The sequence below is a fragment of the uncultured Lactobacillus sp. genome (assembly GCF_944327175.1).
Lineage (GTDB): Bacteria > Bacillota > Bacilli > Lactobacillales > Lactobacillaceae > Lactobacillus.
The window spans coordinates 1-12,656 of record NZ_CALVGT010000050.1 but is presented as its reverse complement, the minus strand read 5'-3'; the positions used below and the strand labels follow the sequence as shown (position 1 = coordinate 12,656).

General features: G+C 43.3%; 10 protein-coding genes and 1 tRNA gene. 10 read left to right on the top strand and 1 reads right to left on the bottom strand.

Annotated elements, in window-relative coordinates; translation table 11 throughout:
* The first annotated feature begins 179 nt into the window (after positions 1-179).
* The 3 genes from Q0J41_RS06315 to Q0J41_RS06305 are packed head-to-tail and all read left to right on the top strand — an operon-like array spanning position 180 to position 3,003.
* Positions 180-1,409: an argininosuccinate synthase gene (locus Q0J41_RS06315; protein ID WP_296227472.1), complete on the top strand. Its 1,230-nt coding sequence runs from the start codon at positions 180-182 to the stop codon at positions 1,407-1,409.
* A 35-nt stretch (positions 1,410-1,444) separates the two neighbouring features.
* Positions 1,445-2,818: an argininosuccinate lyase gene (argH, locus tag Q0J41_RS06310; protein ID WP_296227470.1), complete on the top strand. Its 1,374-nt coding sequence runs from the start codon at positions 1,445-1,447 to the stop codon at positions 2,816-2,818.
* A gap of 26 nt (positions 2,819-2,844) precedes the next feature.
* Entirely contained in the window at positions 2,845-3,003 is a 159-nt protein-coding gene (locus Q0J41_RS06305) for a hypothetical protein (protein ID WP_296227468.1), read from the top strand.
* Positions 3,004-3,082: 79 nt separating this feature from the next.
* On the opposite strand, the gene Q0J41_RS06300 is transcribed toward Q0J41_RS06305, so the two are convergent.
* A tRNA-Ser gene (locus tag Q0J41_RS06300) sits at positions 3,083-3,171 on the bottom strand.
* 229 nt (positions 3,172-3,400) lie between these two features.
* Here Q0J41_RS06300 and Q0J41_RS06295 point away from each other — a divergent pair.
* The 7 genes from Q0J41_RS06295 to Q0J41_RS06265 all read left to right on the top strand — a co-directional run bounded on the left by Q0J41_RS06295 (position 3,401) and on the right by Q0J41_RS06265 (position 12,534).
* Positions 3,401-5,209: an FAD-binding protein gene (locus Q0J41_RS06295; protein ID WP_296227467.1), complete on the top strand. Its 1,809-nt coding sequence runs from the start codon at positions 3,401-3,403 to the stop codon at positions 5,207-5,209.
* Positions 5,210-5,407: 198 nt separating this feature from the next.
* A complete protein-coding gene (locus Q0J41_RS06290; RefSeq protein ID WP_296227465.1) occupies positions 5,408-6,016 on the top strand; it encodes a GTP pyrophosphokinase family protein in 609 nt (202 codons plus the stop codon).
* 2 nt (positions 6,017-6,018) lie between these two features.
* A complete protein-coding gene (locus Q0J41_RS06285) occupies positions 6,019-6,687 on the top strand; it encodes a response regulator transcription factor (RefSeq protein ID WP_296227463.1) in 669 nt (222 codons plus the stop codon).
* 2 nt (positions 6,688-6,689) lie between these two features.
* Positions 6,690-7,949, top strand: coding sequence for a HAMP domain-containing sensor histidine kinase (locus Q0J41_RS06280; protein WP_296227461.1), 1,260 nt, complete (start codon positions 6,690-6,692; stop codon positions 7,947-7,949).
* 55 nt (positions 7,950-8,004) lie between these two features.
* Positions 8,005-10,437, top strand: coding sequence for a CRISPR-associated helicase Cas3' (gene cas3, locus Q0J41_RS06275; RefSeq protein ID WP_296227459.1), 2,433 nt, complete (start codon positions 8,005-8,007; stop codon positions 10,435-10,437).
* 151 nt (positions 10,438-10,588) lie between these two features.
* Positions 10,589-11,323: a type I-C CRISPR-associated protein Cas5c gene (cas5c, locus tag Q0J41_RS06270; RefSeq protein ID WP_296227457.1), complete on the top strand. Its 735-nt coding sequence runs from the start codon at positions 10,589-10,591 to the stop codon at positions 11,321-11,323.
* Complete coding sequence (locus tag Q0J41_RS06265; RefSeq protein ID WP_296227456.1) at positions 11,320-12,534, top strand: type I-C CRISPR-associated protein Cas8c/Csd1; 1,215 nt, start codon at positions 11,320-11,322, stop codon at positions 12,532-12,534. The genes cas5c and Q0J41_RS06265 overlap by 4 nt, the downstream gene beginning before the upstream one ends.
* The last annotated feature ends 122 nt before the right edge of the window (positions 12,535-12,656 follow it).

Genomic DNA, 12,656 nt, shown 5'->3' with positions numbered 1-12,656 from the left:
GCGTTAAGAATCAAGAGGGTTCAGCCGGATATGGCTGGGAATTAAAGGTGGTACCGCGAGCAAGTCGTCCTTTTGCAATTAGCAAAAGGACGGCTTTTTTGATAGAAAAGGTGATAAAAATGAGGCGGACTAACGGAGCAGATTAAAAGTAAGTTAGAATTTTACAGGAGAGAATATTAATGAACATCGACAAGAGCAAGATCAAGAAAATCGTATTGGCATACAGCGGCGGTCTGGACACTTCCGTGATCATTCCATGGCTGAAGGAAAACTACAACAACCCGGAAATCATCGCGGTTTCAGCAAATGTCGGCCAGGGGGATGAACTGGAAGGGCTGGAAGAAAAGGCCAAGAACTCCGGGGCGGCCAAGCTGGTTGTGGCCAACTTGGAAGAAGAATATGTCAACGATTACCTGCTGCCATGTCTGAAGGCTGATGCTAAGTACGAAGGCTACCTGCTCGGGACGGCCAACGCCCGTCCTTTGATTGCCAAGGCCTTGGCAGAAGTAGCGATTAAAGAAGGCGCCGACGCGATTGCCCACGGGGCAACTGGTAAAGGCAACGACCAAGTTCGTTTTGAATTAGGGATCAAGCACTTTGCCCCGGACATGCCGATCATTGCTCCTTGGCGGGAATGGGACTTGGTTTCAAGAGAAGATGAAATCGACTACGCTGCTGCCCATCATGTTCCTTTGCGGATCAGCAAGGAAACCAATTATTCTAAGGATAAGAACCTTTGGCACTTAAGCCATGAAGGGCTGGACCTGGAAGATCCAAGTCTGGAGCCAACTTATGAAAAGCCGGGCTTTTTGGAAATGGGCGTCTCACCGCTTGATGCCCCAGACAAGCCAACTTACCTGCAGCTGGACTTTGAAAAGGGCGTGCCGGTTGCTTTAGACGGGCAGGAAATGCCTTTGATGGAAATTTTGGAGAAGCTGAACAAGGTCGGCGGAGAAAACGGGATTGGCCTCTTGGACTTAGTCGAAAACCGTCTGGTGGGGATGAAGTCCAGAGGGCTTTATGAAACGCCAGGCGGCAGCATTCTCTACTTTGCCCACGAATACCTGGAAACCATCACCTTGGACAAGCAGGTGCAGCACAAGAAGTCAGAACTGGCTATTGCTTACGGGGAACTGGTTTACGACGGGCAATGGTTTACTCCATTAAGAGAAGCGCTTGCTGCATTTGTGGACAAGACTCAGGAATGCGTGACCGGGTCGGTTAAGTTGAAGCTCTACAAGGGCAACATCATCAAGGCCGGGGTAACTTCGCCAAACAGCCTTTACTCAACTGAATTGGCAACTTTTGATGAATCAGACTACGACCAGGCAGAAGCCGCTGGCTTTATCAACCTCTTCGGCCTGCTGATCCAGGTACAAGCCAAGCTGGATGCCAAGAATAAGGATTAAGACGGGACAAGTTTTTTAGAATAGGTGATTGTGATATGAAAAAAATGTGGGCCGGCAGAACTTCCGGTAAGACTGACCAAATCGCGGACGACTTCAATTCCTCGATCCGTTTTGACCAAAGAATGTATCCAGAAGACATTGCCGGCTCCATTGCCCATGCCAAGATGCTGGCCAAGCAGGGAATAATCCCAAAAGAGGCAAGTGAAAAAATCATTTCCGGTTTAGAAGGCATTCTGGCGGACTTAAATAGCGGCAAGCTGGAAATCGACCCGGCAGCTGAGGACATTCATATGTTTATTGAAGAGACGCTGACTGACCGGATCGGCCAGGATGGGAAGATGCTGCACACGGCCCGGTCAAGAAACGACCAGGTGGCTTTGGACATCCGTTTGTACATGCGGGAAGAAAACGGGCAGATCAAGCAGCTTTTAAAAGACTTGGTAGCGGCTCTCTGCGACCAGGCGGAAAAGTACAAGGGCAGCCTCATGCCGGGTTATACTCACCTGCAGCGAGCCCAGCCGGTGACTTTTGGCCACCAGCTAATGGCTTATGCCTACATGTTCATGCGGGATCTGGACCGTCTTACGCAGATGGAAGAGCGGATGAACTATTCGCCGATCGGCAGCTGTGCCTTGGCCGGAACGACTTATCCGATTGACCGGGAATATGAAGCAGAACTGTTGGGCTTTAAGGCTCCGGTAGCCAATAGTTTAGACGGGGTGAGCGACCGGGACCATGTGGTTGAAGACTTAAGCGACCTGTCTCTGGTGATGATGCACCTCTCCCGCTTAAGTGAGGAATTAATCTTGTGGTCATCTTGGGAATTCCACTTCGTCCGCCTGGCAGATGCCTATACGACTGGGTCTTCTATTATGCCGCAGAAGAAAAATCCTGACATGGCCGAACTAGCCCGGGGCAAGACCGGCCGGGTATACGGGGATTTGATGGCGATCTTGACTACTTTGAAGGGATTGCCGCTGGCCTACAACAAGGACATGCAGGAAGACAAGGAAGCCTTGTTTGACGCTATCGACAATGTTGAGCTGTGCCTGGAGACTTTTATCCCAATGATCAAGACACTGGAGGCTAATGAGAAGGCCATGCACCAGGCGGCGCAGAAGGGCTTTATTAACGCGACGGACTTGGCAGACTATCTGACTAAGAAGGGGATGCCATTTAGAGATGCCTACCATATTTCCGGGCAATTGGTAGCCTTGTGCATTGACCAGGACACGGTTTTAGAAGACTTGCCGCTTGAAACTTACAAGGGTTACAGCGACTTGTTTGAGGAAGATTTATACCAGGCAATTGACCTGCATAACTGCCTGGCCAAGCGGACTTCTTTGGGCGGCCCGACGCCGGAGTCAGTCCAAAAGCAGGTTGATGAAGTCAGAGGCAAGCTGGTTTAAAGCAGGTGGCAACTTTGGACACGCTGGTGAACGATGACGAGTCGCTGATCGCATCGTCAGCCAATTTGGCCAAGCTGCCTGCTGGGCAGTACTCGGTTGAGTTGTGGCAGACCACCGACACAGGCGTAGTGGTTTACCCGTCAAACGGCCAAGCAATCATCACCTTGATGCCATCTATTAACTAGCTGTTTCTAGTTGTTTTCTAGTTAAAAACGAAAATAATCCCCGAGAATATTGATTTCTCGGGGATTATTGATTAGTTTAAGGAGAGTACAGGATTTGAACCTGCGCACCAATTCAACATTGGTTCGGCGGATTTCGAGTCCGCTGCATTACCGCTCTGCCAACTCTCCATTAACAATAATATTGTACCTTAATTTTTGCTTCTTGCAAATTATTTTTAAGACGATGAAACCGCTTTTTTAAGTGCTATAATTAATAGGTAATGCTCGTTAAAGAGTTTAATGTAATATCTCTTTAGCAAATAGTTGATATTAGAGACTAATAATGACATTTCAACTGTTTTGAGGAGCTATCTGTATTTTGTAAGTATATTCTTGAAGTAAAGCAAGAGGCATAATAATGTACAAAAAAGGCGATTATGAAGTCGAAGCAGAAGGACATCATTCTACGGCTAAGTTACGCGTTTCTTTTGATGAAGAAAAACTGACTAAAATTGAAGTTCTTGAAGAAAATGAAACACAGGCTTTTGTAGATGATTTAAAAGACAGATTTATCCCAGAAGTTGTCGCTAATCAATCTTTAAACGTAGATGCGATTAGTGGTGCAACAAAGTTGACTAAAGCAGTGACCAGTAGTGTAGAAGAGGCAATTACTGAAGCTGGTGGGGATCCTAAAACATTTACTGAAGCAGCACATGTCACTGAAACCAAGCTTCCAGATGCTGATGTTACAGCTGACGTTGTAGTTATCGGTAGTGGTGCATCAGGCTTTATGTCAGCTATCACCGCTGCCAAGGCGGGCAGTAAGGTGGTTGTTTTAGAAAAAGCTGGTAATCTAGCAGCGGTTAACGGAGTAAAAGTTTCAGGCCCATTTGCCGTTGATACTCCAGTCTTGCGTGAACGTGGGACTACTTTGACGGTTAATGAAGTTTTCCAACATGTGATGAATTACACTCACTGGGAACCGAATTCTGCTTTGATTAAGAACTACCTTGAGCATTCGAGTGAAGCGGTTGAAAACTTATTGGAGATCGGTTACCAATTTAAGGAAGCAAACTTCCGTTTTAAAACACCATTCGTCGATGAAAAAGGCGGCTTCCATTTGATTTTAACCGATGTTGATAAGCGCGTCCGTCTGTGGACTGAAGCTTACGAAAAATGTGGTATTGATGTGTTCTTTAATACGGCAGCCAAAGAAGTTCTGAAGGAAAACGGTAAAATTGTAGGGGGTGCTGGTCAGCGGAAGGATGGTTCGAAAGTTACCGTTCATGCCAAGAGCGTTATCATCGCCAGTGGTGGATATCTTGGCAACAAGGAACTACTTTTAAGGTATCTAGGCACAACACACGTGAACGTTGCTGCTCGCGGCAAGAGTCTCTGCACTGGTGACGGGTTGACTATCGCGCAAAAGGCAGGTGCAATTCTTGACAAGACCTTTGGCTATTGTGGCTGTGAGTATGGTGGAACCAACCCCAAGGCCAGTCGCCCAGCAACCCAAGATAAATATGACCAGAACCTAGCATTCAAGTTTGGCATTTACGGTAATCTGTTAGTTGACAACCAAGGAAAGCGCTTCATGAATGAAGGCTTGCTATGTGACTATCCAATGTCATATGGTGAAGAGCCGACCTTGCGCCATTCACCATATTACGCCATTGTTGACCAGGAATATGTTGACAAAATGCGGGATGAAGGCCTGTATGAGTACTTAACCAAGCGTGGAGCTAACCATGACAACTGGTTTATCGGCTCCTACTACAAGCAAAGAGGTGCCTTGAAGAGCCTGGATAGTGATCTTGAAGAAGGAATTCATGAAGGTTGGATTGTAAAGGCTGACACTTTGGAAGAACTTGCTAAAAAGACTGGATTCGATCATTTAACAGGTACAGTAGCGTCTTATAACAGTTATTGTGAAAAAGGCGAAGATGAGCAATTTGGTGCCAATCCGTGGTACTTAAGCTCGGTCAAGCAAGGCCCGTTTTATGCCATTGAATGTGAGGTAAGTGCTTGGTCAACTTTTGGTGGAGTAAAAACTGATGATGAGTGTCGTGCTTTAGCTGAAGATGACCAGGTTATTCCAGGCATGTATGTAGTTGGTACTGACAACGTGTACTCACCATATTATGACATCCCAGGCTTCTGTTATGGTTCATGTATCGGTAGTGGGGTTATTGCCGGACATGGAGCAAGTGCTTACGCGAAAGCCTAAAAACGTGATAAGTGCTCGTGCCGAAGTCAATCCACAAAAATAAAAATTAGCTGCTAAGGCAGACAACATGGTCCCAATACTGAATTTGGGCCATGTTTTTTTGTGAAAGGTAAGCTATCCATAAGTTTCCCTTAAAGCACAAGCAAATTTCAAGGATCTTTGGTAGAGTAGAAGTAATAGAAGGAGTGAGGAACAAATATGAGCATCTACGGAAAGTATGCCGACTATCTGCCACAGATCCTGGCTTCTGTTTTGCAGCAAATTCAGGGTATTGGTCAGGAATACAGCGAAAAATACGGACAAAAGTTATACGAGCACCTGGAAGGCCGCGTTAAAGGTGAAGAAAGCATGACGCAAAAGTGCGAAAGAAAGGGCTTACCGCATACGCCAGAGTCTGCTTTGATCGAAAACCGGGATTCAATCGGATTCAGAATCGTCTGTAACTTTATTGACGATATTTACACTTGTATTGATTTGCTGAAGAAGCAGGACAACTTTAAGATTATTAAGGAAAAAGACTACATTACCAATGCCAAGCCAAATGGCTACCGGTCCTACCACTTGATTATGGAAGTAGTCACTCCATTTGAAGACGTCCACGGCAATAAGCCTGGCACCTACTACGTTGAAATCCAGCTGCGGACAATTGCCATGGACACTTGGGCCAGTCTTGAACACGAAATGAAGTACAAGCATGACATCAAGAATCCTGAACGTATCAGCAAGGAACTCAAGCGGGTTGCTGACGAACTGGCATCTTGCGATGTAAGCATGCAAACAATCCGCCAACTGATCAAGGAAGGGTAACTATGAAAATTCTTTTAGCTGAAGACGAATCACAATTGAACAGAGTTTTGACGGTCGCCATGCAAAAAAGCGGCTACGATGTCGACTCAGTTTTTAACGGCCAGGAAGCCGTCGATGCTGTCAAAAAGCATCCCTACGACGTCATTATCATGGACATCATGATGCCCGTCAAAAATGGCTTGGACGCAGTCAAGGAAATCCGCGCTACTGGCGACAAAACCTACATTATGATGTTGACTGCCAAGTCTGAAATTGACGATAAGGTGACGGGCCTGGATGTTGGTGCTGACGACTACTTGACTAAGCCGTTCTCCTTAAAGGAACTGCTGGCCCGCCTGCGGTCAAAAGAGCGCCGAAGCGAGGACTACAACAGCACTCAAGAACTGAACTACGATAACCTCAAGCTGGATCTTAACTCACAGGAGCTGTCCAGCAACAACTCCATCAGCCTCTCCAAGCAGGAAACCGGTTTGATGCGCTATTTCTTGCTCAATCCTGGCAAGGCAATCAGCACGGAAGAACTGTTCAACCATGTTTGGAAGAATGAAGATGAAAGCGAAGACGTGGTTTGGGTATACATCTCCTTCCTGCGGTCCAAGCTGGCCTCAATCGGGGCAAATGTCCAGATTTCCGGCGAAAAGGGCGGAGAGTTCTGCCTTGAGAGGGCCTGATCATGATTAAAAAAGTTAGGCGCCGCTTTATCTGGGTGGCCACCCTGTCGCTTTTTCTAGTCATGATCATATCTTTTGCCAGCTTGATTGGCATCAGTGTCTTCGGCTCAAGCCGGGAAGCAGACCAAGTCCTGTCCATTATCGTTAAAAACAACGGCCGTTTGGATATTCAGCAGGCTAAACAGCAGCTTGGTGACCAGTACAACCGGGAAGGTTTGTTCAAGTACCGCTACTTTACGGCTAATGTTGATACGAAAAAAAAGACTTTGACCGTAATTGACACTGACCACATTATCGGCAGATCGATAGATTCTGTTTCCAGCCGGAAAAGGCAGATTTCCAGGCGCTTGGCTGGTGGCCAGCTGAAGGGGACAATTCGCAGTGAAGGGATGCGTTTTCGCTACTTAGCTAAAAAGATTTCAACCAATAAATACTACATCTGTGTCATTGACCTCAGTCCACTGATGCAGTCGACTATCTTTTTGGTAAAATACGCCATGTTCTTTACTTTTGGCGGAATTTTCTTTTTTATACTGGTTATGTTCCTGCTAGCTGACAGGGCAATTCAGCCAATTAAAGACGCCTATGACAAGCAGCGCCGCTTTATCACTAATGCAGGGCATGAGTTAAAGACCCCCCTTGCCGTAATCAGTGCCAACGCTGAAATGGAAGAATTACTGGGCAACGATGATGAATGGAATGAAAGCACCAAAGAACAAGTGGTGCGGATGACCGGGCTGATTAATCAATTGATCACTTTAACCAGAATGAGTGAGCCAGAAGAGATTGTTTTGTCAAAGGTCAACTTTTCAGAAGTGGCCAAGGAATCAGCTGAATCATTCAAGTCGATTCTTGCCAAAGATGGCAAGGAATACGTAATCAGCATTGATCCGGACCTTTATATCAATGCCGAGCAGCGCAGTTTATTGGAACTAGTCAATATTTTGATCGATAACGCGCAGAAGTATTGCGATCCAGAAGGCGAAGTCATGGTTGTTCTGGCCAAGAGCCGGCTTAACCAAAACGCGGTCCTGACGGTTGCCAATTCTTACAAGAATGGGGCTGGGATCGATACCAACCGCTTCTTTGAACGTTTCTACCGGGAAGACGAGTCCCACCATTATGATGGGAAGCAGAAATTAGGTTTTGGGATCGGCCTGTCAATGGCTCAGGACCTGGTTTCGGCTTTTGGCGGCAAAATCAATGCCAGCTGGTCGGATAGCGTGATGAACTTCACGGTAACTTTCAAACGGGTCCACTAAGAGCACTCCCTCGCGGGGTGCTTTTTTGCTAGATCTACAGGAATGGAGAAAAATTATGACTTATATCGCTCATACCAAAGATAATTCAGATGAAATTCAGACCTTAAAAGCACACCTTTTGAATAGCAAGATGTATGCTGAAAAATATGGAGATATTTTAGGGATACCACACGTAACGGGGGTAGCTGCCTTAGTACATGATTTGGGTAAGTATCGTCAAGAATTCCAAGAGTACATTAAGCATCCTGAGAAAGCTAGGAAGGGTAGCGTAGATCACTCTAGTTTTGGTGCGTTTTTTATCAAAGAGAAAGTCAGAGAATTGTCTCAGCATTCGGAAGGATTTTCATCAGATAGCCTATTTGCCGAAATTGTTTCGAATGCTGTTTTCTCTCACCATAATAGCCTGGGCTTAAAAGACTATCTAAACGCCCGCCTAAAAAGTCCCTATTGTGAAAGAGTAGAAAAATTTGATGATGATCTTGAGAAGAAACAAGAGTTAAAGCGAGCTGAAATTAATTTTTATCAAGAAATGATGTCAGAACGAGACTTTAATATCTATTTAAAGACAGCGATACAAGAGTTCAGCCAACTGTTTGATAAATTGTTAAAGGATCAAGATGGATTGCTTGACAATCTTTACTATGTAGGACAGTTTATCTACTCTTGTTTACTAGATGCTGACCGAACAGATACATCTTTGTTTTCATTTGGTAAAAGTGCAACAGAATACCAGTATGATGAAATTTTTAAGCAGTACTATGCCAAGCTGCTAGACAGTATAAGCAAATTCGATCAGAACACGAAAATTAATCAAGCCCGTTCTGAAATGTCGGATGAATGTGATGCTTTTGCAGATCAAGCTGACAGCATTTACCGTTTGTCAATTCCGACAGGTGGTGGGAAGACGCTGGCAAGTTTGCGTTATGGATTGAAGCATGCCATCAAGACTAAAAAGAAACATATTATCTACGTACTTCCATATATCACGATTATTGAGCAGAATGCAGAAGTGATTCGGAAGATGCTCAACGGTAATCCGAAAAATACTACCAATATACTAGAATTTCATTCAAACGTTTCAAATGATCTGACTGAAGATGATATTGAGGTTGAGAAGACGGTCAGACTTGCTGAGGATAACTGGGACAGTCCGATTGTAATTACCACGATGGTTCAGTTCTTAAATTGCATTTATGCAAAGAGTACGGTGAATCGCAGACGTTTTCATAATTTGTGCGACTCGGTAATTATTTTCGATGAAGTACAAAAACTACCGTTAAAGACCATATCAATGTTTAACAAGCTTCTTAACTTCTTGAGCACTATTGGAAAAAGTGATGTTGTGCTATGTACGGCAACGCAACCAGCTTTTGATAGTTTATCATCAGGAACGTCATTAAAGTTGGCTGGTAAGTCTGAAATGATTTCTAATTTGTCAGATAGGATTCAACAGTTCAAGCGGGTGCAAATCATTGATCGCACTAAAAAGGATGGAGCAGACCATCAGCTAACAGTAACTGAAGCAGCAGAAATGATTTTAGAGGCTTCTAGAGAGCAAGGATCTGTCCTTGCTATTTTCAACACAATTTCAGCAACAGAAAGAGTGTTTGATGAGGTCAAAAAAGGTGTTCAAGACTACGTTTACATCCTCACAACAAGAATGTGCCCAGAACACCGTAAAAAGGTGATTGAAGAGATAAAGGAAATGCTGGCGGAAGGAAAAAATGTGATTTGTATTTCAACCGCGCTTATTGAAGCCGGAGTAGATATTAGTTTCTCTTGCGTCTTCAGATCGCTATGTGGTTTGGATTCAATTGTTCAGTCAGCTGGAAGATGCAATCGAAATGCTGAAAGAAAATATGGAACGGTAAACCTTATTTTAATGGATCAAAGTGCAGAGAAATTGAACAGCTTGCAGGAAATAAAGAATGGCAAAGAAATCGTCCAAGGAATGCTGGATGGAAAGTACAAGGCAGATTCTTTCTTAGAAGATGAGACAATCAACTACTACTTCCAAGTTTTATATAGGGATGCTGATAAGGAATACTTGGTAAGTGATCATGGTTATCAAGTATATTTGGCAGATTGCATCGATGGCAGTAAGTTGATGCAAAAATATATGAATGAATATCATAGTGGCCCTAAAACTATTGAAGGATCTGCTAGCGAGACGATAGCACGGAATTTTGAAGTCATCGATGAAGACACAGTATCTTTGATTGCCCCGTATGGTTTAGGCAAAGAAATTATTATGAAGTTGAATTCAAAAGATGGAGGCAGGCAATTGAAAGAACTCTTGAAGATGGCTCAACCATATTTAGTTGGCGTTTATCGGACAAAACTTAAAGATTTGATTGATAAAGGGGCAATTATTTCTTTAGGAGACGAATACCAAGAAAATAATGTATTTGCGATTAGAGATGATTATTATGATGAAGGCATTGGGCTAGTTGAAGAGCCTACTATCAGTAATTTTGTCAGCTTTTAAAATCTGATGTAAGAAATGTTATAGTGCTACTTTTTACACTATAAAGCGCTTCCTTGGATTTGTTCAAAGTGGTAAACTTTAAGTTGTCAAGAAATAATTCACTCAATTTTAGAATTTTTGGGCATAGTTATCGCACCATTAGGAGAGAAATATGGAAGAGAATACGACATTCAACTTTAAAGTGTATGGTGATTATGCGCTGTTTACTGATCCGATCATGAAGATTGGCGGGGAAAAGTTTACATACCCAGTTCCAACATATCAAGCCTTAAAAGGCATAACTGAGAGTATATATTGGAAGCCAACCATTCAAATTTATATTGATAAAGTTAGAGTGATGAACCCGATCATTACAGAGGCAAAAGACATCAGAGTGCCAAAGTATAACGATATGACAAAAACAGACCTTTCTAGATATACCTACTTGAAAGACGTTGAATATCAAGTTCAAGCTCACTTTGAATTTAATCAGAACAGACCAGATTTAGTCGGTGACAGAAATGCAAAGAAACACTATGCAATAATGAAACGGTGCATAGAAAAAGGTGGCAGGCGCGACATCTTCTTAGGAACCCGTGAATGCCAGGGCTACGTTGAACCATGCAAATTTGGAGAAGGTGAGAGCTTCTACGACAATTCTGATGACCGACTTTTCGGTACCATGGTACATGGTATTGATTACCCAGATGAAACAGGGAGAGATGAATTAGGCGTCAGACTTTGGAATGTTGTGATGAAACAAGGGATTATTGAGTTCCCAAGACCCGATGATGATACCTTGGTCCGTAGGAGTCTTCATAAGCTGAAAGCAAAACAGTTTAGTTTGAGCAATATCGAGAGTGCGGACGCGCTTTATGCAGAGCTTCTAAAGGAGGGTGACTTATGAGTTGGCTTTCTGAGTTTGTAGATGTCTACAATAAGAATGAAAAGAACTTAGGTAAAACGAATTATAGGATTTACCACTCCAAGTCTGGCGAAGAATCCAAAAAAGCGTATCAGATGTTGCCAGTATCTCATATTTTCTTGAACTGCACACTTCAAATTGATTTAAATGCCAATGGTACTTTTGCTGGTGCATTCGTAGTGGATGATCCGAAAACGATAGTCCCTGCAACGATAGAGTCTTCGATTAGATCAGGTAGTGGTTCATATTTGGTTCCTCTTCCTATTGATGATAAACTTCAGTATTTAGCAAGAGACTATGGTAAGTGGAGTGGCGATGAAAAGTATATTGAGTCGCACAAAAAGTACGTGGAACAATTTCGGGCATACCTTAATTTCCTAAAAGAATATCCAGATCAATATGTTTATCAAACTCTACAAGCGGTCTACCGTTATGTTACTGACAGTGACATGATCAATGATTTATGGACTGGAAAAATCTTTGGCGAGGATATTGCCAAAGAAAATGTGGCGGGCAATAACCTTTTTAAGAGTACGGTTCGTTTTAATATTAGAAATCCAGAAAACGTTAAAAGATTTGAAAATCGACGTTTTTTTGACGCTTGGACACAGTACTATCATCAAGTGTTACAGACGGATACGGTTAGTGGCGAAATTAATGAAGGAATTGATTATATTACTGGAGAAAAAAATGTCATTCTGACAAGCAAACATCCAAAAGGTATCTTGGATAATGCTGCTAATGCAAAATTAATTTCTGCAAACGACACCACTAACTTTACATTTAAGGGTCGTTTCTTAACTGCAGATGAAGCTGTCACGATTGGGTATGACTCATCTCAAAAAGCACATGCGGCAATGAGATGGCTCTTGACAAAACAAGGTTTTAAAATTGGTGACAGATATTATCTCGCTTGGGAAGTAAATGGAGAAAATACGGCAGATTTATCAATTATTTCTCAGAATCCATTACTTGCATTAGCGCAAAATAAATTAGCAGAAACGACCGAAATTGATACAAATACTAATATTGCCGAGAATTTACGTAAAGTCTTAATTGATGGTGCAAATGAAGATGATTACAGCTTGCAAGGATCAGTGCATTTGATCGAACTTGAAAGTCCGGTTAACGGCCGCTTCGGAGTTGTCTATTACCAAGCAATGAGTTTGCAACAATACATTAATAAATTGTAAGCACCCAATAGCGCGGTATCTATCAACCCCCAGTCAATAGTCATATACTGTTCTTAACAATTGAATACGGAGGAACATGATATTATGACTGAACATCCAATCGTACCGCTCGAGCTGCCGAA

What these genes read in the sequence shown, in the direction of transcription:
- Q0J41_RS06315 (WP_296227472.1), top strand. Translation starts at nt 180, where the DNA reads ATGAACATCGACAAGAGCAAGATCAAGAAAATCGTATTGGCATACAGC.
- Q0J41_RS06290 (WP_296227465.1), top strand. Translation starts at nt 5,408, where the DNA reads ATGAGCATCTACGGAAAGTATGCCGACTATCTGCCACAGATCCTGGCT.
- argH (WP_296227470.1), top strand. Translation starts at nt 1,445, where the DNA reads ATGAAAAAAATGTGGGCCGGCAGAACTTCCGGTAAGACTGACCAAATC.
- Q0J41_RS06295 (WP_296227467.1), top strand. Translation starts at nt 3,401, where the DNA reads ATGTACAAAAAAGGCGATTATGAAGTCGAAGCAGAAGGACATCATTCT.
- cas3 (WP_296227459.1), top strand. Translation starts at nt 8,005, where the DNA reads ATGACTTATATCGCTCATACCAAAGATAATTCAGATGAAATTCAGACC.
- cas5c (WP_296227457.1), top strand. Translation starts at nt 10,589, where the DNA reads ATGGAAGAGAATACGACATTCAACTTTAAAGTGTATGGTGATTATGCG.
- Q0J41_RS06280 (WP_296227461.1), top strand. Translation starts at nt 6,690, where the DNA reads ATGATTAAAAAAGTTAGGCGCCGCTTTATCTGGGTGGCCACCCTGTCG.
- Q0J41_RS06285 (WP_296227463.1), top strand. Translation starts at nt 6,019, where the DNA reads ATGAAAATTCTTTTAGCTGAAGACGAATCACAATTGAACAGAGTTTTG.
- Q0J41_RS06265 (WP_296227456.1), top strand. Translation starts at nt 11,320, where the DNA reads ATGAGTTGGCTTTCTGAGTTTGTAGATGTCTACAATAAGAATGAAAAG.